The following is a 24,514-nucleotide window of genomic DNA, read 5'->3' as shown; positions in this document are numbered from 1 at the left end:
TGCGGTCAGCGCAGCAGTCCGGCGTCCATCCCGGCCGACTCGGCGGGCAGGGCGACCAGCCCCAACTCGGCCGGCGAGGCCAGCCGCGGGTGCGCGGGCAGCACCCGGACGGTGTAGCCGAACGGACCGGTCCGGCACAGCTCCAACGAGCCCTCGTAGCGGGTGCGGCCGTCCAGGTCGGGCCCGCCGACCGGCTTGAGGGCGAGCAGGCAGGCGTCCGAGATCCGGTCCCGCTCGTCCACCCGGCCGGAGACCACCTGCACCTCGACGTCGCCCGGCTCCAGCGCCCCGAGCGCGACCTGCACCCGCAGCGCCAGCGAGCTGCCCAGCTCCTGCGCCTCGGCCGGGCAGTCCGCCTCGACGTGCTCGACCCGCACGGCCGGCCACGCCTCGCGGACCTTCGCCTTCCAGACCGCCAGCTCGCGGGCGCCGGTGAACCGCCCGGCTGCTACTCGCCCGCTCGCCTCCGGGCGCTCGGACCCGGCGCCGACCGTCGTCGCTCCGGCACTCCCTCCTCCGTCGATCGCTTGTCGCTCCTCACCTTCGCCACCGGCGCGCCCTTCGGCTCGGGGCGGGAGGGTGACTCGCCCGCTCGCCTCCGGGTGCTCACCCACCAGCTCCCGCTGGGCCTGCGCCGCCGGGGCGTACAGCCGTTCGACGTACTCCCGGACCATCCGCCCGGCCAGCACCTTGGGCCCGAGGGTGACCAGGGTGTGCCGGACCATGGCGATCCACTGCTGCGGCAGCCCGTCCGCGTCCCGGTCGTAGAACCGGGCGGCGACCTGGTTCTCGATCAGGTCGTAGAGCGCGGCCGCCTCGATGTCGTCGCGCCGCTCGGCCTCGCCGCTGTCCGGGTCGAGCGCCCCGCCGCCCTCGTCGGCGGTGGGGATCGCCCAGCCGTTTCGGCCGTCGTACCACTCGTCCCACCAGCCGTCCAGGACGGACAGGTTGAGGCAGCCGTTGAGCGCGGCCTTCATCCCGGAGGTGCCGCAGGCCTCCAGCGGGCGCAGCGGGTTGTTCAGCCAGACGTCGCACCCCGGGTAGAGGCGCTGGGCCATCGCCATGTCGTAGTCCGGCAGGAAGACGATCCGGTGCCGCACCGCCGGGTCGTCGGCGAAGGCGACCATCTGCTGGATCAGCCGCTTGCCGCCGTCGTCGGCCGGGTGGGCCTTGCCGGCGACCACGACCTGCACCGGCCGGGTGGGGTGCAGCAGCAGGGCGCGCAGCCGCTCCGGGTCGCGCAGCATCAGGGTGAGCCGCTTGTACGAGGGCACCCGGCGGGCGAAGCCGATGGTGAGCACGTCGGGGTCGAGCACCGAGGAGACCCAGCCGAGCTCGGCCCCGCCGGCCCCGCGCCGGCGCCAGGATGCGTGCAGCCGGCGGCGGGCCTCCTCCACCAGCTGGGCCCGCAGGGCGCGCCGCAGCTCCCAGACCTCGGTGTTGCCGATCCGCTCCAGGCCCGTCCAGCGCCCGGTCTCACCGGTGGTCATGGCCTCCTCGGCGCGTTCGGCGCCGAGTTCGGCGGCGCCGAGCCGGACCACCGCCGGGTCGATCCAGGTGGCGGCGTGCACGCCGTTGGTGACCGAGGTGATCGGCACCTCGGCGGCGTCGAAGCCGGGCCACAGGCCGTTGAACATCGAGCGGCTGACCTCGCCGTGCAGGGTGGAGACCCCGTTGGCGCGCTGGGCCAGCCGCAGGCCCATGGCGGCCATGTTGAACAGCTTCGGGTCCCCGTCGTGCCAGCTCTCGGCGCCGAGCGCGAGCACCTGGTCGACCGGCACGCCCGGCAGCGCGGCGTCGCCGCCGAAGTGGCGGGCGACCAGCTCGCGGTCGAAGCGGTCGATGCCGGCCGGGACGGGCGTGTGGGTGGTGAAGAGGGTGCCGGCCCGGACGGTCTCCAGGGCCGCGGCGAAGTCGAGGCCGTTCCGGCCGTCGGCGACCAGCTCCCGAATGCGCTCCACGCCGAGGAAGCCGGCGTGGCCCTCGTTGGTGTGGAAGACGTCGGGGGCGGGGTGCCCGGTGAGCCGGCAGTAAGCCCGCACCGCCCGGACGCCGCCGATGCCGAGCAGCATCTCCTGGAGCAGCCGGTGCTCGCTGCCGCCGCCGTACAGCCGGTCGGTGACGTCCCGCTCGGCGGGCGAGTTGGCCTCGATGTCGGAGTCGAGCAGCAGCAGCGGGACCCGCCCGACCTGGGCCTTCCAGATGTGGGCGGCCAGGGTGCGGCCGCCGGGCAGGGCGAGGTCCACCCGGCCGGGGGTGCCGTCGGCCTCCCGCAGCAGGCTGACCGCGAGTTCGTCCGGATCGAGCAGCGGATAGCGCTCCTGCTGCCAGCCGTCCCGGCTCAGGGACTGGCGGAAGTAGCCGTGCCGGTAGAACAGGCCGACGCCGATGACCGGCACGCCGAGGTCGCTGGCGGCCTTGAGGTGGTCGCCGGCCAGGATGCCGAGCCCGCCGGAGTACTGGGGCAGCGCGGCGGCGATGCCGTACTCGGGCGAGAAGTAGGCGATCGCGGCGGGCAGCGGGGCGGCGTCGGACTGCTGCCGGGTCTGGTACCAGCGGGGGCCGGTGAGGTACTCGCGCAGGTCGTCGGCGAGGTCGCCGAGTCTGCGCAGGAAGCGCCGGTCGGTGGCGAGTGCGGCCAGTCGGGCGGCCGGGACCTCCCCGAGCAGCCGCACCGGGTCCTCGCCGGTCGCGGCCCAGACCTCCGGGTCCACGGACCGGAAGAGGTCCCTGGTCTCGGGGTGCCAGGACCAGCGCAGGTTGAGGGCCAGCTCGTGCAACGGCTGGAGTTGTTCGGGCAGGACGGTGCGGACGGTGAATCTGCGGATTGCCTTCACGGCGTGAAGCGTAGCCGCGGCGGTCGGCCCGACAGTGCGTCAAGTGGGCTATTGGGCGCCCGTTCGGGCTATTGATGAGATCGCATTCGGCGCATTGGTCTGTACGGGGGGCGCGCGGGGCGCACATTTCGGGGGCCCGCGCTACCAATACGTGAACTCTTCGGTACGGGGCCATTTCCGATCGTGTGTCCGCCCGGGAGAAGGCCCGAAACTACTGTCGTACCGCTGCGAAAACCTCGCTGCCGGTGCGAGGATGACCGAAGGCCGCTGATGCTGTGGGGAGTGCGACGACGGGTGGCGTCCCCCGCGAAGCAGCACGTCCGAATCCTTTTCGCGTTGGCCGTTCCCGTCCTTCTTAGCCCATTCGGCGCCCGCCGCGCGCGGACGCGTGTCCTCGCCCCCGGCCCGCTCGTTCACGGGTGGACCGGGTCGGTCGGGGACGTGCCCCGCGGAGGCGTGCGCCGGGACGCACACGGGCTCCGGGACGTCCCGCCACCGGCCCGGCGGACGCCGGGCAGGTTGCCGGGAACAGCGGCGCGGGCAGGCTCCGGTCGCACGTCCTCCCCACCCAGCAGTCCTCCGGTACTCCCCCGGCCCGACCCCGGCCCGCGGGGAGCTGCCGCCGATCTCGGGCAGGAGCTTGGCATGCACGGCGACACGCGGGACCAGTCCACACCGGTGGCCGAAGGCCACGACGCAGCGGTCGCGGAATCCGCCGGACGGATGGATTCTGACACTCGGACAGATCCGGCGATGCCGGCGCCGAGGGCGTCCGGGGCGGTCCGTGGCGGATCCTCCGAAGCCCAGCCCTCCGCGGCGGCCCTGCACCCCGGGGCCGAGGAGGACCCGGCGGCGGCACCCCGCAGGCGCACCACCACGCGCCGCGCCACCGCCACCGCCACCGCCCCGAAGGCCGGCGCCGCGAAGGCCGCCACGCCGGAGGCCGCCGCCACGGGGGCGCCGGCCACCCGGGCGCCCGCCCGGAAGTCCACCGCTCGCAAGCCCTCCGCCCGCAAGACGACAGAGAGCGACACCGTGATCGGCCGCATCCCCGTCCTGGACGTCAGTCCCCTCGTCGACGCCGGCCGCCGCCCGGCCAAGGCCGTCGTCGGCGAGACCTTCCTGGTCACCGCGACCGTCTTCCGCGAGGGCCACGACGCCGTCAACGCCAACGTGGTGCTGCGCGACCCGCGCGGCCGCAGCGGCCCGTGGACGCCGATGCGCGAGCTGGCCGAGGGCACCGACCGCTGGGGCGCGTACGTCACCCCGACCGCGCCCGGCCGCTGGTCGTACCTGGTGGAGGCGTGGAGCGACCCGGTCGCCACCTGGCGCCGGACCGCCTCGGTGAAGCTGCCCGCCGGGATCGACACCGCGCTGGTCCTGGAGGAGGGCGCCCGGCTGCTGGAGCGGGCCGCGGCCGGGGTGCCCAAGAAGGAGGGCCGCGCCGACGTGCTGGCCGCCGCCGACGCGCTGCGCGACCCGACCATGCCGCCGCTGTCCCGGCTGGCCGCCGCGCTCGCCCCCGAGGTGCTCGACGTGCTGGCCCGCCACCCGCTGCGCGAGCTGCTCAGCGCCTCCCGCCCGCTGCCGCTCCAGGTGGACCGCGAGCGCGCGCTGTTCGGCTCCTGGTACGAGTTCTTCCCCCGTTCGGAGGGCGCCGTGGTGGATCCGGCCGGCGTCGAGCCGCCGCGCTCCGGTACCCTGCGCACCGCTGCCGAGCGGCTGCCGGCGGTCGCCGCGATGGGCTTCGACGTGGTCTACCTGCCGCCGGTCCACCCGATCGGCCGAGCCTTCCGCAAGGGCCCGGACAACACCCTGACGGCCGGTCCGCACGACGTCGGCTCGCCCTGGGCGATCGGCTCCCCCGAGGGCGGCCACGACGCCGTCCACCCGGACCTCGGCACCATCGAGGACTTCGACCACTTCGTCGCCGAGGCGCGGGCGCTGCACCTGGAGGTCGCGCTGGACTTCGCCCTCCAGTGCTCCCCCGACCACCCGTGGGTGAACAAGCATCCGGAATGGTTCAGCCACCGCGCGGACGGCACCATCGCGTACGCCGAGAATCCGCCGAAGAAGTACCAGGACATCTATCCGATCAACTTCGACCAGGACATGGACGGAATCGTCAAGGAAACCATCCGGATCCTCCGGTTCTGGATGTCCCGCGGGGTCCGGATCTTCCGGGTCGACAACCCCCACACCAAGCCGGTGGTGTTCTGGGAGAAGGTGCTCGCCGACGTCGCCCGGACGGACCCCGACGTGGTCTTCCTGGCGGAGGCCTTCACCCGCCCGGCGATGATGCACACCCTGGCGAAGATCGGGTTCCACCAGTCGTACACGTACTTCACCTGGCGCACCACCAAACCGGAACTCACCGAGTACCTCACCGAACTCAGCGGTGACGCGGCCGCGTACATGCGGCCCAACTTCTTCACCAACACCCCGGACATCCTGCACGAGTACCTCCAGCACGGCGGCCGGGCCGCCTTCGCAGTCCGCGCGGTGCTCGCCGCCACCCTCTCCCCCAGCTACGGCGTCTACGCCGGCTACGAGCTGTACGAGAACGAGCCGGCCCACCCGGGCTCCGAGGAGTACCTGCACTCGGAGAAGTTCGAACTGCGCCCGCGCGACTGGAGCCGCACCGACACCCTGGCCCCGCTGCTGACCGTGCTGAACCGGCTGCGCCGCCGCCACCCCGCCCTCCAGCAGCTGCGCGACCTGCGCTTCCACCCGACCGACAACGACCAGGTGCTCGCCTACTCCAAGACCGCGACCACCCCCGAGGGGCTCACCGACCAGGTCATCACCGTGGTGAACCTCGACCCGCACCACGTCCAGGAGGCCACCGTCACGCTCGACGGCGACGGCCCCTACGCGGTGCACGACGAGCTCACCGGCGCCGTCTACACCTGGGGCCGGCGCAACTACGTCCGGCTCGATCCCTCAGCCGAGCCGGCTCACCTCCTCACGGTTCGGAGGAACCCAGCGTGACAGTGAACGAGCCCGTCCCCGACACCTTCCCCGAGACCTCGAAGAAGAAGCTCGACCCCGAGTGGTTCAAGCGTGCGGTCTTCTACGAGGTGCTGGTGCGGTCCTTCCAGGACAGCAACGGCGACGGGGTCGGGGACCTCAAGGGGCTCACGGCCAGGCTCGACTACCTCCAGTGGCTCGGGATCGACTGCCTCTGGCTCCCCCCGTTCTTCGCCTCGCCGCTGCGCGACGGCGGCTACGACGTGTCCGACTACACGTCGGTGCTGCCGGAGTTCGGCGACCTCGCCGACTTCATGGAGTTCGTCGACGCCGCGCACGCCCGCGGCATGCGCATCATCATCGACTTCGTCATGAACCACACCAGCGACCAGCACCCGTGGTTCCAGGCCTCCCGGACCGACCCGGACGGGCCGTACGGCGACTTCTACATGTGGGCCGACGACGACAAGCAGTACCCGGACGCCCGGATCATCTTCGTCGACACCGAGACGTCCAACTGGACCTACGACCCGGTCCGCAAGCAGTACTTCTGGCACCGCTTCTTCTCCCACCAGCCGGACCTCAACTACGACAACCCCCGGGTCCAGGACGAGATGATCGCCGGGCTGCGGTTCTGGCTCGACCTCGGCATCGACGGCTTCCGGCTGGACGCGGTGCCGTACCTGTTCGCCCGCGAGGGCACCAACTGCGAGAACCTGCCGGAGACCCACGAGTTCCTCCAGCGGGTCCGCAAGGAGATCGACGCCAACTACCCGGACACCGTGCTGCTCGCCGAGGCCAACCAGTGGCCCGAGGACGTCGTCGACTACTTCGGCGACTTCACCTCGGGCGGCGACGAGTGCCACATGGCGTTCCACTTCCCGGTGATGCCGCGGATCTTCATGGCGGTGCGCCGGGAGTCCCGGTACCCGGTGTCGGAGATCCTCGCCAAGACCCCGCGGATCCCCGGCGGCTGCCAGTGGGGCATCTTCCTGCGCAACCACGACGAGCTGACCCTGGAGATGGTCACCGACGAGGAGCGCGACTACATGTACGCGGAGTACGCCAAGGACCCGCGGATGCGCGCCAACGTGGGCATCCGCCGCCGGCTCGCCCCGCTGCTGGAGAACGACCGCAACCAGATCGAGCTGTTCACCGCCCTGCTGCTCTCGCTGCCCGGCTCGCCGGTCCTCTACTACGGGGACGAGATCGGCATGGGCGACAACATCTGGCTCGGCGACCGGGACGGCGTGCGCACCCCGATGCAGTGGACCCCGGACCGCAACGCGGGTTTCTCCTCCGCCGACCCGGGCAGGCTCAGTCTGCCGCCCATCATGGACCCGGTGTACGGCTATCAGGTGACCAACGTCGAGGCGCAGCAGAGCAGTTCGAGTTCGCTGCTGCACTGGACGCGTCGCATGATCGAGATCCGCAAGCTCAATCCGGCGTTCGGCCTCGGGAGCTACGCCGAGCTGCCCTCCAGCAACCCCGCCGTGCTGGCCTTCGTGCGCGAGTACGAGGGGGACCTGGTCATGTGCGTGAACAACTTCTCGCGGTTCGCGCAGCCGACCGAGCTGGACCTGCGGCAGTACGGCGGCCGGTACCCGGTCGAGCTGATCGGCGGGGTGCGCTTCCCGTCGATCGGCGAGTGGCCCTACCTGCTCACCCTGGCCGGACACGGCTTCTACTGGTTCCAGCTCCGGCAGCCCCCGCGCCTGAGCGGGACCAGGCGATCGAAGTAACGATCCGCCGCACGCCGCGCACCAGCATGAACAGCACCACCAGACCCTCCGGGGGCGCGAGTAGAACCCCGCGCCCCCGGAGTTCTCTGCACACCGCGTACGGAGAACAGCCCAACGGCCACCCACACGAAGGCGTGACACCCGAGCCGTGCTCGCGTGCCGCGACCGCCGCGCCGCCGCAATCCGGAAGACTGACGGACCCGGCCACGACCCGGGCAGCCCGCGCGCTTCCGGGGAAAGGGAGTCATGTCCGAAATCTCCCGTTCTCAAGCCCACCTCCAGGACGACTCCGCCGCCGGTTCCGCCGCCGCGGGCACCCGGGGCACCGGGGCCCGGAGAACCGCCGTGGGCGTCAGCGAACTCGTCCAGGCGGCCTTGCCGCTGATCTCCGCATGGCTGCCCACCCAGCGCTGGTACGCCGGCAAGGGGCGGCCGATCACCGGCCTCACCCCGGTGGTCGGCACTCCCCTGCAGGTCGGCGACCCGGCCCTGCTGCACCTGCTGCTGCGGGTCGAGCACGCCACCACGGCCGGTGCCCCGCACGGCGACATCTACCAGCTGCTGCTCGGCATCCGTTCGGGCGGCCTCGGGGACATCGGGCCCGGCGCCGTGCTCGGCCGGCTCAGCCAGGGCCCCTACGACGGCGCGACCCTCTACGACGCGGTGCACGACCCCGAGCTCACCGGGCGGCTGCTGGAGCACCTGGCCACCGGCGACCGCTTCGGCGCGCTGTCCTTCCGCCGCACCCCCGGCTCCGGACTGCCCGCCGACCTCCCCGGGCGGGCTTCCACCGCCGAGCAGTCCAACAGCTCGGTCATCTACGGCACCTCGTACATCCTCAAGCTGTTCCGCCGCATCCACCCGGGAACCAACCCGGACCTGGAACTCTCGCTCGCGCTCTCCCGGGCCGGCTCCACCCGCATCCCCCGGGTCGCCGCCTGGTTCGAGAGCCGGATGGAGCGCGCCGAGCCCGCCACCCTCGGACTGCTGCAGCGCTACCTGCCGGACGCCGAGGACGGCTGGGAGCTGGCCCTCGACCAGGTCGGCCGGCTCAAGGGCGACCGCTCCCCCGGCAACTTCGCCATCGAGGCGCACCGGCTCGGCCGGGCCACCGCCGAGGTGCACCGGGTGCTGGCCCGCTCGATGCCGGTCGCCCGGCTCGACCGCACCCAGACCGGACGGCTGGCCGGCGCGATGGCCGACCGGCTGGACAGCGCCGTCGCCGCCGTCCCCGGGCTGCTGCGCTTCCGGGCCGCGCTGCGCACCGCCTTCCAGCAGCTCGCCGACGCCCACCCGGACGGCCTGCCGGTCCAGCGCATCCACGGCGACCTCCACCTCGGCCAGGCGATGCGCACCCCGCACGGCTGGGTACTGCTGGACTTCGAGGGCGAGCCGGCCAAGTCGGTCAACGAGCGCCGCGAGCCCCAGCCGGCCCTGCGCGACGTCGCCGCGATGCTGCGCTCCTTCGACTACGCGGCCGCCCACCTGCTGGCCGGCGGCCCGGTCGACCCGGAACTGGCCCACCTGGCCGCCGCCTGGGCCCAGCGCAACCGCACCGCCTACTGCGCCGGCTACACCGCCGGCGGCGGCGCCGACCCGGCCGCCTCACCGGAGCTGATGCGTGCGCTGGAGATCGACAAGGCGGTGTACGAGGTGGTCTACGAGGCCCGGCACCGGCCGAGCTGGCTGCCGATCCCACTGGCCGCGATCAACCGGCTGGCCCTGTCCGTCTGACCCCGCTTCCCGTCCCGTCCGCAGGCCCCGCCCACCCCGTCCCAGGAGGACCCCGCCGTGACGCCGATCGACCCGACCGGCCGCCCCACCCGCCCCGTGCCGGCCACCTTCCTGGCCGGACCGCTCCCCGCCGGAGGGCGGGCGGCCGAAGGACGCGCCGGCCGCGAGCGCGCGGCCCGCCGGGCGACCGCGGAGGAGGGGGGCACCGGCACCGGCACCGGCACCGGACCGGAGCCCCCGACCGCCCGACCGCCCGCGGCCGGGGAGCCCGCGGGGAGCGGGCGACCCGCCCCCGCCGGGGCGCTGCGGCTGCCCGAGGCGCCGCTGCCGCCGGCCGAGGTCGACCGGCTGGTGGGCGGGCAGCACCACGACCCGCACGCCCTGCTCGGCGCGCACCCGGTGCACGGCGGCACCGCGATCCGGGTGCTGCGCCCGTTCGCCGAGCGGGTGGTCGTCGAGACCGCCCACGGCCCCGCCGAACTCACCCACCAGCAGGGCGGGTTGTTCACCGGCTTGGTGGCCGGCGGCGAGCCGCCGGAGTACACCCTGCTGGTGACGTACCCCGGCGGCGAGCCGCTGCGCCAGCACGACGGCTACCGCGCCGCGCCCACCCTCGGCGAGCTCGACCTGCACCTGATCTCCGAGGGCCGGCACGAGCAGCTGTGGCGCGCGCTCGGCTCGCACCCGCGCACCGTCGACGGGGTGCCCGGCACCGCCTTCGCGGTCTGGGCGCCGAACGCCGTCGGGGTGCGGCTGATCGGCGACTTCAACCACTGGGACGGCACCGGGCACCCGATGCGCTCGCTCGGCTCGTCCGGGATCTGGGAGCTGTTCGTCCCCGGCCTCGCCGAGGGGGCCTGCTACAAGTACGAGGTGCACACCCGGCAGGGCTGGGTGCTGGACAAGGCCGACCCGCTGGCCCGGGCCGCCCAGTGCCCGCCCGGCACCGCCTCGGTGGTCACCTCCTCCGACTACGCGTGGCAGGACGGCGATTGGATGGCCCGCCGGGCCCGCACGGCGCACCACCGGGCGCCGATGTCGGTGTACGAGCTGCACCTGCCGTCCTGGCGCCCCGAGCTCACCACCTACCGCGCCATCGCCGAGGAACTGCCGGGCTACCTCAAGGAGTTGAACTTCACCCACGTGGAGTTCATGCCGGTGATGGAGCACCCCTTCGGCGGCTCCTGGGGCTACCAGGTGTCCGGCTACTACGCCCCCACCGCCCGGCTCGGCGGCCCCGACGACTTCCGGTACCTGGTGGACACCCTGCACCGGCACGGCATCGGCGTGATCGTCGACTGGGTGCCCGCGCACTTCCCCAAGGACGACTTCGCGCTCGCCCGCTTCGACGGCGAGCCGCTGTACGAGCCGGCCGACCCGCTGCGCGCCGAGCACCCGGACTGGGGGACGCTGGAGTTCGACTACGGCCGCAAGGAGGTGCGCAACTTCCTGGTCGCCAACGCGGTGTACTGGTGCGAGGAGTTCCACGTCGACGGCCTGCGGGTGGACGCCGTCGCCTCGATGCTCTACCTCGACTACTCCCGCGAGGGCGGCGCCTGGACGCCCAACCGGTTCGGCGGCCGGGAGAACCTGGACGCGGCCGCCTTCCTCCAGGAGATGAACGCCACCGTCTACCGGCGCTGCCCGGGCGTGGTGACCGTCGCCGAGGAGTCCACCGCCTGGGACGGGGTCACCCGCCCCACCGACGCCGGCGGCCTCGGCTTCGGGCTGAAGTGGAACATGGGCTGGATGCACGACTCGCTGGTCTACATGTCCAAGGAGCCGGTGCACCGGAAGTACCACCACAACGAGATCACCTTCTCGATGGTGTACGCCTACTCGGAGAACTACGTCCTGCCGATCTCGCACGACGAGGTGGTGCACGGCAAGCAGGCGCTGGTCTCCAAGATGCCCGGCGACTGGTGGCAGCAGCGCGCCAACCACCGCGCCTACCTGGGCTTCATGTGGTCCCACCCGGGCAAGCAGCTGCTGTTCATGGGGCAGGAGTTCGCCCAGGGCGCGGAGTGGGACCACGAGCAGGGCCCGCAGTGGTGGGTGCTCGACGAGCAGTGGCCGGCCCACGAGGACCACCTCGGGGTGCGCCGGCTGGTCCGCGACCTCAACCGGCGCTACCTCGACACCCCGGCACTGTGGGAGCTGGACACCGTCCCGGACGGCTTCCGCTGGCTCGACGGCGGCGCCGCCGAGGACAACCTGCTCTCCTTCGTCCGGTACGCGGCCGACGGCTCCCCGCTGGTCGCGGTCTGCAACTTCTCGCCGGTCGTCCGGCACGGCCACCGGGTCGGCCTGCCCCGGCTGGCGGGCCGCGAGCAGCTGTGGGAGGAGGTGCTGAACACCGACGCCGAGGAGTACGGCGGCAGCGGCACCGGCAACTCCCACCCGGTCAAGGCCGAGCCGGTGGAGTGGGACGGCCAGCCCCGCTCCGCCGAACTGGTCCTCCCCCCGCTCGCCACCCTCTGGCTCCGCCCGGTGCGCTGAGGGCCCGCCCGCCCGGTGCGCTGAGGGCCCGCCCGCCCGGGGCCGCTCGGCCACGCGCCCGGCGGCCCCGGGTGCCCGCCCCGCCGGGCGCGCACCCGGGCGGGACCTCCGCCCCTTGCCCGAGCCCCGCCCCTCTGCTCGCGGACGGTCGTTCGGGGTGCGAAGGTATGGTCGATATGACCACTTTCCGAGACGACGGGACGGAGACACCCACGTGGCGCGCAGCGTGTACGTGACCGGCATCGACCGGGGGGACGGCCGACAGGCCGTCGAACTCGGGGTCATGGAACTGCTCACCCGCCAGGTGGACCGGGTCGGGGTGTTCCGTCCGCTGGTGCACGCGGCCGCGCCCGGCGAGTCGGGGTCGGACCACGTCGTCGAGCTGCTGCGCGCGCGGTACCGGCTCGACCTCCCGGGCACCGAGCTGTACGGCCTCACCTACGAGGACGCCGCCGCGCTGCAGGCCGCCCACGGGCAGGACGAGCTGGTCTCCGTCCTGGTCGACCGCTTCCACGCGCTGGAGCGGCGCTGCCAGGCGGTGCTGGTGCTCGGCACCGACTTCGCCGACACCGGCATCCCGGACGAACTGGCCTTCAACGCCCGGCTGGCCAACGAGTTCGGCGCCGCCGTGCTGCCGGTGGTCGGCGGCCACGGAGCGGACGCCGAGACGGTGACCGCCGAGGTCCGCAACGCCCACCGGGCGTACACCGACCTCGGCTGCGAGACCCTGGCGATGATCGCCAACCGGGTCGCCCCGGGCGCCAAGCAGCGGATCCAGCGCACCCTCGGCGAGAAGCTGCCGATCCCCGCCTACGTCATCCCGGAGGAGCCGGCGCTGGCCGCGCCCACCGTCGCGCAGCTGGTCGAGGCGACCGGCGCCGAGGTGCTGCTCGGGGACGCCGCCGGCCTCGCCCGGGACGTGCGCGGCTACGTCTTCGGCGGCGCCATGCTGCCCACCTTCCTGGACGCGCTGACCGAGGGCGCCCTGGTGGTCACCCCCGGGGACCGCGCCGACCTGGTGATCGGCTCGCTGGCCGCGCACGCCGCCGGCGCCCCGCCGATCGCCGGCGTGCTGCTGACGCTCGGCCAGCACCCCGGCCCCAACGTGATGGCGCTGGCCGCCCGGCTCGCCCCCGGCACCCCGGTCGCGGTCGTCCCAGAGGGCAGCTGGCCGACCGCCGCCCATCTGACCCACCTGGAGGGCAAGCTCACCTCGGCCAGCCCCCGGAAGGCCGAGATCGCCCTCGGCCTGTTCGAACTGCACGTTGACACCGTCGAGTTGACCGACCGCATCGAGGTCGGCCGGTCCGAGCGGGTCACCCCGATGATGTTCGAGCACGAGCTGCTGGAGCGCGCCCGGGCCGCCCGCCGGCACGTCGTGCTGCCGGAGGGCACCGAGGAGCGGGTGCTGCGCGCCGCCGAGATCCTGCTGCGCCGCAACATCTGCGACCTCACCCTGCTCGGCGAGGTGGACGCCGTCCGCCGCAAGGCCGCGAGCCTGAGCATCGACCTCCCGGCCGAGGCCCCGGCCGCCGACCGCGCCCGGGTGCGGATCGTCGACCCGGCCACCAGCCCGCTGCGCCGCCAGTTCGCCGAGCTGTACGCGAGGCTGCGCGCCCACAAGGGGATGACCGTCGAGCTGGCCCTGGACGTGGTCACCGACGTCTCGTACTTCGGCACCCTGATGGTCCAGGAGGGCATCGCGGACGGCATGGTCTCCGGCGCGGTGCACTCCACCGCCGCCACCATCCGGCCCGCCTTCGAGGTGATCAAGACCTCGCCGGGCGCCTCGATCGTCTCCTCGGTCTTCTTCATGTGCCTGGCCGACAAGGTGCTGGTGTACGGCGACTGCGCGGTCAACCCCGACCCGGACGCCCAGCAGCTGGCCGACATCGCCATCCAGGCGGCCGCCACCGCCGCCCAGTTCGGGGTGGAGCCGAGGGTCGCGATGCTGTCGTACTCGACCGGCACCTCCGGCTCCGGCGCGGACGTCGACAAGGTCCGCAAGGCCACCGAGCTGGTCCGCGAGCTGCGGCCGGACATCCTGGTGGAGGGCCCGATCCAGTACGACGCGGCGGTGGACGCCCACGTCGCGGCCACCAAGCTGCCGGGCTCCGCGGTGGCCGGACGGGCCACCGTGCTGGTCTTCCCGGACCTCAACACCGGCAACAACACCTACAAGGCGGTCCAGCGCTCGGCCGGCGCGGTCGCGGTCGGCCCGGTGCTGCAGGGGCTGCGCAAGCCCGTCAACGACCTCTCCCGCGGGGCGCTGGTGCAGGACATCGTCAACACCGTCGCGATCACCGCCATCCAGGCCCAGAACCACGAGTCGGACAGCAAGGAGCCCGGCGCATGACTGAAGGTACCCGCGTTCTCGTCCTGAACGCCGGCTCCTCGTCGGTGAAGTACCGGCTGATCGACATGCTGGACGGGGCCGCGCTTGCCTCCGGGCTGGTCGAGCGGATCGGCGAGGCCGGCGGGCGGCTGGTGCACACCCCGCGCACCGGCGGGCCGCGCGAGGCCGTCCAGGTCTTCCCGGACCACGCCGCCGCGCTCAAGGCCGTCGCCGAGGAGCTGGCCGCCGACGGCCTCGGGCTGGACTCCCCCGAGCTGGCCGCGATCGGACACCGGGTGGTGCACGGCGGCCTGCGGTTCACCGAGCCGACGGTGATCACCGACGAGGTGCTCAAGGAGATCCGCCGGCTGATCCCGGTCGCGCCCCTGCACAACCCGGCCAACATCACCGGCATCGAGGTGGCCCGCGCGCTGCGCCCCGACCTCCCGCAGGTGGCCGTCTTCGACACCGCCTTCCACGCCTCGATGCCCGAGTACGCGGCCCGGTACGCGATCGACCGGGCCGTCGCGGACCAGCACCGGGTGCGCCGCTACGGCTTCCACGGCACCTCGCACCAGTACGTCTCGCGGGCCACCGCCCGGCTGCTCGGCAAGGACCCGGCCGAGGTCAACGTGATCGTGCTGCACCTGGGCAACGGCGCCTCCGCCTCGGCGGTCGCCGGCGGCCGCTGCGTGGACACCTCGATGGGCCTGACCCCGCTGGAGGGCCTGGTCATGGGCACCCGTTCGGGCGACATCGACGCCGGCGTGGTGTTCCACCTGCACCGGGTCGGCGGGCTGTCCGTGGACGAGATCGACGACCTGCTCAACCGCCGCAGCGGCCTGCGCGGGCTGTGCGGCGAGAACGACATGCGCGAGATCATGCGCCGGGCCGACGACGGGGACGCGGACGCGAAGCTGGCGTTCGACTCGTACGTCCACCGGCTGCGCAAGTACATCGGCGGCTACTACGCGGTGCTGGGCCGGGTGGACGCGATCGCGTTCACCGCAGGCGTCGGGGAGAACGCGGCCCCGGTGCGCGCGGCGGCCACCGCGGGACTGGAGGAACTGGGCATCGCCGTCGACCCGGAGCTGAACTCGGTGCGGTCCGGCGAGGCCCGGATCGTCTCCCCCGAGTACGCCCGGGTGGCGGTCGCCGTGGTGCCCACCGACGAGGAGCTGGAGATCGCCCGACAGGCCTTCGCGCTGGTGCACCGGGAACGCCGGGAGTCCGAGGACTGACACGAAACCGTCTCACTCCTCGGAACCATTCGTCGGCGATTCCTCCCGGTGCGTGCCGAATGCACCTATAACACGAACGGATAGACTGATCCATATGCGCCGAGCGAAAATTGTCTGCACCCTGGGTCCGGCGACGGACTCCTACGAACAGCTGAAGGCCATCGTCGAGGCGGGGATGAACGTCGCCCGACTGAACATGAGCCACGGCAACCACGCGGACCACGAGGAGCGGTACCGCAAGGTCCGCCAGGTCTCGGAGGACACCGGCAAGGCCATCGGCGTCCTTGCCGACCTCCAGGGTCCGAAGATCCGTCTGGCGACCTTCGCCAACGGCCCGGTGACCGTCGACAACGGCGACGAGTTCACCATCACCACCGAGGACGTCCCCGGTGACCAGCACATCTGCGGCACCACCTACAAGGGCCTGCCCGGCGACGTGAAGCCCGGCGACCCGATCCTGATCAACGACGGCGTCATCGCCCTGGAGGTCGTCAGCGTCGACGGCCCGCGGGTGAGGACCGTGGTGGTCGAGGGCGGCGTGCTCTCGAACAACAAGGGCATCAACCTGCCCGGCGCGGCCGTGAACGTGCCCGCCCTGTCCGAGAAGGACAAGGACGACCTGCGCTTCGCGCTGCGCCTGGGCGTCGACATGATCGCCCTGTCCTTCGTCCGCAACGCGGACGACATCAAGGACGTCCACGAGGTCATGGACGAGGTCGGCATCCGGGTGCCGGTCATCGCCAAGATCGAGAAGCCGCAGGCCGTCGAGGCCATGGAGGAGATCGTCCTCGCCTTCGACGCCATCATGGTCGCCCGCGGCGACCTGGCCGTCGAGTACCCGCTGGAGCGGGTGCCGCTGGTCCAGAAGCAGCTGATCACCCTGGCCCGCCGCAACGCCAAGCCGGTCATCGTCGCCACCCAGATGATGGAGTCGATGATCCACGCCTCGCGCCCGACCCGCGCCGAGGTCTCCGACGTCGCCAACGCCATCCTGGACGGCGCCGACGCGGTGATGCTCTCCGCCGAGTCCAGCGTCGGCAAGTACCCGGTCGAGACCGTCCGCACCATGAGCCGGATCTGCGAGAAGGCCGAGGAGGAGCTGGTCTCCCAGGGCCTGCAGCCGCTCAACCCGGGCCGCAAGCCGCGCACCCAGGGCGGCTCGGTCGCCCGCGCCGCGTGCGAGCTGGGCGACTTCCTGGACGGCAAGGCGCTGGTCGCCTTCACCAAGTCCGGTGACACCGCCCGTCGGCTGTCCCGCTACCGCTCGCCGATCCCGGTGATCGCCTTCACCCCGGACTCCGCCACCCGCAACCAGCTCTCGCTGAGCTGGGGCGTCGAGGCGTACGTGACCGAGCAGGTGGCCACCACCGACGCGATGGTCGCGCAGGTCGACCGGGAGCTGCTGCGGATGCGCCGGCTCGACGAGGGCGACACCGTCATCGTCACCGCCGGTGTCCCGGTCGGCATCCCCGGCACCACCAACATGGTGCAGGTGCACCACCTGGGCACCCGGGGCGAGTGAGCACCCGTCAGGCCCGAACGCCCGTGGGGCGGTCCTCCTCCGGGAGGGCCGCCCCACGGGCGTTTCGGCCTCGGCTCCCGCTCACTTGTCGCTGTAGGGGGCGTCGTCGTTGAACAGGTGCATCCCCGGGATGTGCAGGGTGCCGCCGAACTGGCCGGCCTGCTTGGCGGTGACGCCGGTCAGCTCCAGGTCCAGCGGGATCGGGATGGCGCCGATCAGGTCGTACAGCCAGCGCGGCAGGGTGTCCGGGGTGAGGGTGATCTCGCCCAGGTCGATCGGGATCGGCAGGCCGAGCACCTTGGAGAGGTGGCCGGACAGCCGCTCCACGTACATGGTGACCGGGCCCTGGCGCATGGTCGAGGTGGAGCCCGGGGCGCCCTGGACGTGGAAGGTGACGCCGTTGCCCTCCAGGGTCGACATGTCGAGGTTGTCGATGTCCACGCTGTCGACCACGAACTTCAGCACGCGCTTGGTCCTGGTCGGGGTCTTCACGTCGTAGACGCCGTGGAAGGCCGCGCCGTGCAGGGCGAGCCGGCTGGTCTTCAGGGTCCAGTTCTGCTCCGGCACGACGTGCCCGGCGGCGGCCGCCCCGGCGGTCAGGCCGCGGGCGTCCACATCGCAGTCGGGGTTCTCGGTGGGCGTGGCGGACGGGGTGCCGGAGGCGCCCGCGGAGGGCGTCGCCGACGGCGTCGGCCTGGCGTCCGCGGAGGGTGCCGGCTTGGTGCTCGCCTTGCCGCTCGGCGTCGCGGTGGGCGAGGGCCGGCCGGCGGCCGGCTGGGTCGCGGGCGGCGCGGCCTGCTGGGCGGCGGCGGCCGGGGCCTGCGGCTGGGCGGGCTGGTCCGCGGTGCCCGTACGCGGGGCGGGGGCGGGCGGGGCGGCCGGGGTGGTCGGCGCCGCCGGGGTGGTGGGCGCCGCCGGGGTGGTGGCCGGGGCGGGGCTGCTCGGCGAACCGTCCGGGTTGAACAGCCGGGTGATGCCGCCGACCAGGTCGTCGATCAGCCCGGCCTGGGACACCGTACCGGTCCCGGTGGCGGTGCCCTGGTGGACCGCGCCCGACACGGCCGCGTCGCCGGTGGCGGCGGAACGGGCGGCGGACTGCTCGGCGGACGGGGTGGCCGTCCCGGCGGCCGGCGGCTTGACCGGCGAGGTGGGCTGCTGCGCGGGCGCGCCGGGCGGCGCCTGCGTCGGCACCGAGCCCGGGTCGGTGGACGGGCCGGCCGGGGGCGCGGCGGTCGGGGCCGTACCCGGCGCGGTGGACGGGCCTGGCGGCGGCTCGGGCAGCTCGCTCTTGGGCACCGGCGTCTCGATCGGCGCGACGTCCGGCACGACGGCCGGCGCGGTGCCGCAGGGCTTCCCTGCCGCGGACTCGGCGACCGCCGGGTTGGGCGTGTAGGCGGCGGCCATCAGCAGCGCGGTCGGCACCGCCGCCATCGCCAGCGCCCGGCCTCTCAGCCGGACCCGGACGGACGTGCGCGGGGCCGCGTGCCGGCCGGAGCGCGGCGCGGGAACGGTCGTGCCGTCGGCTTGCTCGGCCGGCCCGGTCACCGTGCCTCCTCCTGCTCCACGGCTCCGCCCTGCTTCGGGACCGCGGCCTCGTCGGCCGGGCCGGCGGCGTTCTCGACAGCGGTCCCGGCGGCCTGCGGCGTGCCCTGGGCGGGCAGTTCGGCGGTCGGCGCCTCGACGGCCGGCTCGGTGGCGACGCTCTGCGCCACGGCGTTCCCGGCCGCGGCGCCGTCGGCGCCCTTGGCCCGGCGGCGTCGGCCCTTGGCCGCCGTCCCGGCGGTGGGCTCCGGCAGCGGCGCCCAGGAGACCATCAGCCCGCCGCCGATCAGGCCCGGCAGCAGCGCCAGGCCGAAGCCCGCGAGGTTGGAGACCGGAATCGACACCAGCGTCAGCAGGATGGTCGCGATGCCGGCGAAGACCCGTACCGCGGGCTGGAACCAGGCGGTCAGCCCGAGGATGACCATCAGGATCCCGATGATCAGCGACCCCGCGCCGGCCGTGGTGGACATCGCGATGGTCAGGCCGCCGAACGACAGGTGGGCGTACGGGAAGTAGAGGATCGGAACGCCGGCGATCATGGCCAGCAGTCCGCCCCAGAAGGGCCTGGTGCGGCGGAATTCACGGAAGTGCCGCCAGAGCCACCCGACGGGGTTCTGCTGGCGGGGCCGCGTCTCGACCGTTGCGCTGGACATGGTGCAGCTCCTCGACGTCGCTACGAGGGAAGAACAATGGGGGTGGGCCGGGGGCGGTCTGTCACCGCCCCCGGCCCCGGGCCGTCACTCGGGCACGCCGTCCGGCGCACCGTCAGGCGAGGCTCAGAAGCACTCGTTGCCCTTGCCGTCGCCGCTCTTGAGGGAGAGGTTCAGGCCGTTCAGCTTGAACGTTCCGGCGGAGGTGGCCCGGGCGGTCTGCTGGACGCCGGTCAGGTCGGCCTCCTTGGCGGCCTGGGCGAAGCCGGTGGCACCGGTCGGCAGGCCCTTGTTCCCGGTCGCCTTCTGGACGGCCGCGTGGGGCGACCAGCCCTGGGTCGCCGAGCCGGCGAGGGTGGAGGCGTCCTGGCCGATGTTGATGTTGGTGAAGGTCGCGTCCGCCTTCAGCTGCTCCAGGTCGATCAGCAGGTTGTCCGCCTGGACCGGCTTGCCCGCCTCGGTACCGGCGTTCAGCTGGAGGGTGATCTTCCCGAGGCCGAAGCCGGACAGGTCGGTCACCACCGACTGGCACAGGTTCTCGATGTCGGCGTGGTCGAAGGCCGAGACGGCGACCGGGTGCGGCGTGCCGTTGGCCTCGATGTCGACGGTGCCGAACTGGGCGAAGTTGGTGCCGTGCAGGTGAGAGGTGCTCACCTTGAACTGCTGGCCGGAGATGCTGAACGAGGCGGCGAGCGCGCTGTTGGCGATCGAGACGCCCACCATCGCGGTGGCCGCGACGCTCGGCACCATCACCAGGGCGAAGCGCTTCCAGCGGGTCTTGCCGTAGGTCTGGGACATGCGAGTCCTCCTTCTAGGACGTACATCTCCGGCTCCCCGGCGGTGCGTCCCGCACCGGTGGGGGCCTGGGATGGGAGAGAGCTACGTCCTCGGTAGCGGAGAGCGCCTTGGGCGTCGTCGGACGCGGGAACGGCCCGCGTGCAGCGGGCGTCCCGTCCAAGCACCGGCCGTCCTTGCGGGGCGGCGGGCAGGACCGACGACATCGGCGATCACCCCCGAGCGACAACCAGCGACCGCGCAGGGCCGCGCGGCCGGTCGAAGGACAGGAACCGCCGTGGGACCGCGGATACCCCCCTGCCCTCCCTCCCGCCGGCCGGAGCCGGCGGATCACCCGGTGGGGATCCCGCACTCCGCGTGACCGACCGGGGTCGGGGGCCGTGGAGCCCGGGACCGGGCGTGGCCGATCGTGCTTGAATCCCGGGCGAAGCACAAGGGGTGCCTTACTGACGGGTAATCCAACACTGGGTGGCATTGATCATGGAATCGGCCCGAAGTGCACCCTGCGTGACGACTTGAAGGAAACGTGAGGACGAAATCCGCCGGAAACAGAAGCGAAACACCCGTGGACGGTCACATGACGTGACCATCCACGGGTGAAATCAAGATTTGGTAAACCTCTGGGCGGTTGACCGGATTGTCGCCAAATCACCCGACGACACCGCAGGTCATCCACCGTGCCAGGCGCCCGGCCCGAACCCGGCGCGGAACCGGGTCGGGGCTGGGCCCGAACCGCCCGAACCGGGCTCAGAACAGCACGCGCGCCAGCGCCGTACGGGCCGCGACGACCCGCGGGTCCTCCGGGCCGATCACCTCGAACAGCTCCAGCAGGCGCAACCGGGCGGTGTCCCGGTCCTCGCCGGCCGTCCGCCCGACCGTGGTCACCAGGCGCCCGAAGGCGTCCTCGACATGACCGCCGACCAGGTCCAGGTCGGCCGCCTTGAGCTGGGCCTCGACGTCCTTCGGGTCGGCGGCGGCCGCCGCCCGGACGGCCTGGAGGTCCAGGCCCTCGATCCGCTTCAGCAGCTCCGCCTGGGCCAGGCCCAGCTTGGCCTCGGTGTTGCCCGGCTCGTCGGCCAGCACGTTCCGGTACGCCTGGATGGCGCCGCCCAGGTCACCGGCGTCCAGCGCGTCGTGCGCGGCGGACAGCGCCGGGTCCTCGGGACGCTGCGGGGCGGCGGGGGCGGCCTCGCCCGGGGCACCCGCGCCGCCGGACACGCCGAAGCGCTGCTCGGCGACCAGGATCAGCTGGTCCAGGATCTTGCGGACGTTGGCGGCGCTCTCCGCGCCCTGGAACAGCGGCACCAGCTGGCCGGCGACCACGGCCATCACGGCCGGGATGCCCTGGATGCCGAACTGCTGGGAGAGCAGCGGGTTGGCGTCCACGTCGATCTTGGCGAGCACGAAGCGGCCGGCGTACTCCTCGGCCAGCCCCTCCAGGACCGGGCTCAGCTGCTTGCAGGGCCCGCACCACTCGGCCCAGAAGTCGATGACGACCGGCACCTCGGTGGAGCGCTGGACGACCTCGGTCTCGAAGTCGTCCTCGGTGACGTCGATGACGAGCTGGTAGGCGAACTGGGCCGGGGCCGCTCCGGCCGACTCGGCGGCCGCCGCCTGACGGGCCCGCTCGGCCCGGGCCTGCTCGGCCTTCTGGGCGGCTTCGCCGGCCGCCTTCACTGCGGCGAGGTCGACCGCTCCGCGCAGGGCGGAGCTGTTGAGACGCGAATTCCGTGGCTGCATGGCACCATCCTCCCCCGTCCGCGCTGCTCGCGGGCACCAACCTCCGGAAAGTCGCCCCGCACGGGCCGCGCGGTGCGGATTCCCGGGCGCGGTGCCCCTCCCCCGGTAGCCTGGACCGTTCGGCGCGGATCCCCACCCGCGCCCGCGCCGCTCCCGTCCCACAGGAGGCGGCGCCTGGTTGTCACTGCTTTCGCTACGAGTCGTAGCGTAACTGGAGCCGGTGCCCCGCCCGCAAGCCCCACCGGCGGTTCGGGGACGTGACCTGCCCCACTTTCCCGGGGTGCCCCGCTCCCCGAACGGGGGAACAGTCGCTACCGTTACCAGCCCCACCCAAGTTACTTACCGGTAAAGCGCAAGGAGGCCCGGTGCCGGCCGCCCAGCCCCCAGCGAGCCCGGACAGCCCGGAGAGCCCGGACCAGGCCTGTTCCGACCAGGCCCCGACGGCCCGGGTCCCGGCGGCCGCGGAGCCCGCAGGGATCATCCGGGCCAAGGGCCGCCCGCGCAGCGCCGCCGCCGACCGCGCCATCCTCGACGCCACCCGCGAGGCGCTGGCCGAACTCGGCTGGGGCGGCCTGACCATGGGCCACGTGGCGAGCCGCGCCGGGGTCGCCAAGACCACCCTCTACCGCCGCTGGCCGTCCAAGAACGAGCTCGTGGTGGACGCCGTCGCCAGCCTCTTCGACGAGCTGGAGATGCCCGACCTCGGCAGCCTGCGGGCCGACATCGAGGCCGTGGTGACCCAGTTCGCCGACCTGCTGGCCCGCCCGGAGACCCAGGCCGCGCTGCTCGCGCTGTTCGCCGAGGGCACCCGGGACCGGCAGCTGCGGCGCCGGATCCGGGAGTCCATCGTGGACCCGCAGAAGCGGCTGGTCCGCCAGGGCCGGGCGGCCGCCCAGGCGCGCGGCGAGCTCGACGCGGACACCGACGCCGCGGCGGCCCGCGAGGAGGTCGACATCATCTTCGACACCATCGCGGGCACCGTCGAGCACCGCGTCCTGGTCAGCGGCGAGCCGATCACCGCCGAGTGGACCCGCCGCTTCACCGACCTGCTGCTCGGCCCGCTCATCGCCGGCTGACCCGCCCGGGCACGGCGGAGCCGCCCGTACGGATTCCCGTACGGGCGGCCTGCGCGGGTCGACGGGTCTGCGGGCCAGCGGACCGGCGGACCGGCGCGTCAGCGGATCAGAACGCCGCGTTCTCCCGGTACGTCCCCCACTCCTCCCGCAGCGCGTCGCAGATCTCGCCCAGCGTCGCCTCGGCGCGCACCGCGTCCAGCATCGGCGGGATCATCGACTCGCCCGAGCGCGCCGCCGCCAGCATGGCGTCCAGCCCGGCCCGGACGGCCGCCTCGTCACGGGCCGCCTTGCGCTCCTTGAGCACCCGGACCTGCTCGCGCTCGACCTCGTGGCTGACCCGCAGGATCTCCAGCTCCGGGGTGACGCTGCGCGGGTGGCAGTTGACGCCGACCACGCGCTTCTCGCCCTTCTCCACGCCCTGCTGGTACTGGAAGGCCGCCTCGGCGATCTCCCCGGTGAACCAGCCCTCCTCGATGCCGCGCAGGATGCCGGAGGTGATCGGGCCGATCTCGTGGTCCTCGCGGCCCTTGTCCAGGATCCGCTGGAAGATCGCCTCGGCCTGCTGCTCGATCCGGTCGGTCAGCGCCTCGACGTACCAGGAACCGCCCAGCGGGTCGGCCACGTTGGCGACGCCGGTCTCCTCCATCAGCACCTGCTGGGTGCGCAGGGCGATCTCGGCGGCCTGCTCGGAGGGCAGCGCCAGGGTCTCGTCCAGGGCGTTGGTGTGCAGCGAGTTGGTGCCGCCGAGCACCGCGGCCAGCGCCTCGACGGCGGTGCGGACCACGTTGTTGTACGGCTGCTGCGCGGTCAGCGAGACGCCGGCGGTCTGGGTGTGGAAGCGCAGCCACTGCGCCTTGTCGGTCTTGGCGCCGAAGCGGTCGCGCATCCAGCGGGCCCAGATCCGGCGGGCGGCGCGGAACTTGGCGATCTCCTCGAAGAAGTCCAGGTGCGCGTCGAAGAAGAAGGACAGGCCGGGCGCGAAGACGTCCACGTCCAGGCCGCGGGACAGGCCCAGCTCGACGTAGCCGAAGCCGTCCGCGAGGGTGTACGCCAGCTCCTGCGCGGCCGTCGCACCGGCCTCGCGGATGTGGTAGCCGGAGACCGACAGCGGCTTGTACGCGGGGATGCCCTCGGCGCAGTAGGCCATCAGGTCGCCGATCAGGCGCAGGTGCGGCTCGGGGGCGAAGAGCCACTCCTTCTGCGCGATGTACTCCTTGAAGATGTCCGTCTGGAGGGTGCCGTTGAGCACCGCCGGGTCCACCCCCTGGCGCTCGGCGGCGACCAGGTACATGCAGAAGATCGGCACGGCCGGGCCGCTGATCGTCATCGAGGTGGTGACCTCGCCGAGCGGGATGCCGTCGAACAGCACCTCCATGTCGGCGGCCGAGTCGATGGCCACGCCGCAGTGGCCGACCTCGCCGAGCGACTTGGCGTCGTCCGAGTCGTAGCCCATCAGGGTGGGCATGTCGAAGGCGACCGAGAGGCCGCCGCCGCCCGCGTCCAGGATCATCCGGTAGCGCTCGTTGGTCTGCCGGGCGTTGCCGAAGCCGGCGAACTGCCGGATGGTCCAGGTGCGGCCCCGGTAGCCGGTCGGGTGCAGACCGCGGGTGTACGGGTACTCGCCCGGCCAGCCGATCCGCTCGAAACCCTCGTAGGCCTGCCCGGCGGGCGGGCCGTAGACCGGCTCGACCTCGTCGCCGGAGAGGGTGGTGAAGTCCGCGTCGCGCTTGCGGGCCTTGTCGTATCGCTGCTGCCAGCGCTGCCGGCCGCGCTCGATCTCCTCGGCGTCCATGACCCCGAACTCCGCTCCGTACGGCCGCCACGGCGACGG

The 24,514-nt window shown here is 73.1% G+C and carries 14 protein-coding genes; 8 read left to right on the top strand and 6 right to left on the bottom strand.

The genetic code is table 11. The annotated features are described in order from the left end of the window. Positions 1-5: 5 nt before the first annotated feature. Positions 6-2,837 carry an alpha-glucan family phosphorylase gene (glgP, locus tag ACFY0X_RS08045; protein ID WP_387750421.1) on the bottom strand — a complete coding sequence of 944 codons (2,832 nt, stop codon included), beginning with the start codon at positions 2,835-2,837 and terminating at the stop codon, positions 6-8. 1,035 nt (positions 2,838-3,872) lie between these two features. Between glgP and ACFY0X_RS08040 the strand changes: the two genes are divergently transcribed. The 7 genes from ACFY0X_RS08040 to pyk all read left to right on the top strand — a co-directional run bounded on the left by ACFY0X_RS08040 (position 3,873) and on the right by pyk (position 16,880). Next, a complete protein-coding gene (locus tag ACFY0X_RS08040) occupies positions 3,873-5,828 on the top strand; it encodes an alpha-1,4-glucan--maltose-1-phosphate maltosyltransferase (protein WP_387750614.1) in 1,956 nt (651 codons plus the stop codon). After that, positions 5,825-7,549 carry a maltose alpha-D-glucosyltransferase gene (treS, locus tag ACFY0X_RS08035; protein WP_387750418.1) on the top strand — a complete coding sequence of 575 codons (1,725 nt, stop codon included), beginning with the start codon at positions 5,825-5,827 and terminating at the stop codon, positions 7,547-7,549. The genes ACFY0X_RS08040 and treS overlap by 4 nt, the downstream gene beginning before the upstream one ends. Before the next feature lie 246 nt (positions 7,550-7,795). Next, entirely contained in the window at positions 7,796-9,283 is a 1,488-nt protein-coding gene (locus ACFY0X_RS08030; protein WP_387750416.1) for a maltokinase, read from the top strand. A gap of 57 nt (positions 9,284-9,340) precedes the next feature. Next, positions 9,341-11,782 carry a 1,4-alpha-glucan branching enzyme gene (glgB, locus tag ACFY0X_RS08025; protein WP_387750413.1) on the top strand — a complete coding sequence of 814 codons (2,442 nt, stop codon included), beginning with the start codon at positions 9,341-9,343 and terminating at the stop codon, positions 11,780-11,782. Positions 11,783-11,996: 214 nt separating this feature from the next. After that, on the top strand, positions 11,997-14,138 hold the full coding sequence (pta, locus tag ACFY0X_RS08020) for a phosphate acetyltransferase (RefSeq protein WP_387750410.1): 2,142 nt from the start codon (positions 11,997-11,999) through the stop codon (positions 14,136-14,138). Further along, positions 14,135-15,358: an acetate kinase gene (locus tag ACFY0X_RS08015; protein ID WP_387750407.1), complete on the top strand. Its 1,224-nt coding sequence runs from the start codon at positions 14,135-14,137 to the stop codon at positions 15,356-15,358. The genes pta and ACFY0X_RS08015 overlap by 4 nt, the downstream gene beginning before the upstream one ends. Positions 15,359-15,452: 94 nt before the next feature. After that, the gene (gene pyk, locus ACFY0X_RS08010; protein ID WP_387750405.1) at positions 15,453-16,880 is read left to right on the top strand and encodes a pyruvate kinase; all 1,428 of its coding nucleotides are present in this window, start codon (positions 15,453-15,455) and stop codon (positions 16,878-16,880) included. 81 nt (positions 16,881-16,961) lie between these two features. Here the strand turns inward: pyk and ACFY0X_RS08005 are convergent, their stop codons facing one another. From ACFY0X_RS08005 to ACFY0X_RS07990, 4 genes are all read right to left on the bottom strand, one after another. Then, positions 16,962-18,425 (bottom strand): hypothetical protein, encoded by a 1,464-nt coding sequence (locus ACFY0X_RS08005; RefSeq protein ID WP_387750403.1) that lies wholly within the window; start codon positions 18,423-18,425, stop codon positions 16,962-16,964. Beyond that, positions 18,422-19,075: a DUF6114 domain-containing protein gene (locus tag ACFY0X_RS08000; RefSeq protein ID WP_387750400.1), complete on the bottom strand. Its 654-nt coding sequence runs from the start codon at positions 19,073-19,075 to the stop codon at positions 18,422-18,424. The genes ACFY0X_RS08005 and ACFY0X_RS08000 overlap by 4 nt, the downstream gene beginning before the upstream one ends. 123 nt (positions 19,076-19,198) lie before the next feature. Further along, on the bottom strand, positions 19,199-19,870 hold the full coding sequence (locus ACFY0X_RS07995; RefSeq protein WP_387750397.1) for a DUF6230 family protein: 672 nt from the start codon (positions 19,868-19,870) through the stop codon (positions 19,199-19,201). Between the two features lie 744 nt (positions 19,871-20,614). Continuing rightward, positions 20,615-21,607, bottom strand: a complete 993-nt coding sequence (locus tag ACFY0X_RS07990) for a tetratricopeptide repeat protein (protein ID WP_387750394.1) — start codon at positions 21,605-21,607, stop codon at positions 20,615-20,617. 476 nt (positions 21,608-22,083) lie between these two features. Here ACFY0X_RS07990 and ACFY0X_RS07985 point away from each other — a divergent pair, with 476 nt between their 5' ends. After that, entirely contained in the window at positions 22,084-22,683 is a 600-nt protein-coding gene (locus ACFY0X_RS07985; protein WP_387750611.1) for a TetR/AcrR family transcriptional regulator, read from the top strand. A gap of 106 nt (positions 22,684-22,789) precedes the next feature. Here ACFY0X_RS07985 and ACFY0X_RS07980 read toward each other — a convergent pair whose 3' ends face one another. Next, positions 22,790-24,475 carry a methylmalonyl-CoA mutase gene (locus ACFY0X_RS07980; protein WP_387750391.1) on the bottom strand — a complete coding sequence of 562 codons (1,686 nt, stop codon included), beginning with the start codon at positions 24,473-24,475 and terminating at the stop codon, positions 22,790-22,792. Positions 24,476-24,514: the final 39 nt, after the last annotated feature.

This window comes from Kitasatospora sp. NPDC001547, from assembly GCF_042894165.1.
Lineage (GTDB): Bacteria > Actinomycetota > Actinomycetes > Streptomycetales > Streptomycetaceae > Kitasatospora.
The sequence above is the reverse complement of the archived record's forward strand: the minus strand, read 5'-3'. Positions and strand labels throughout refer to the sequence as shown.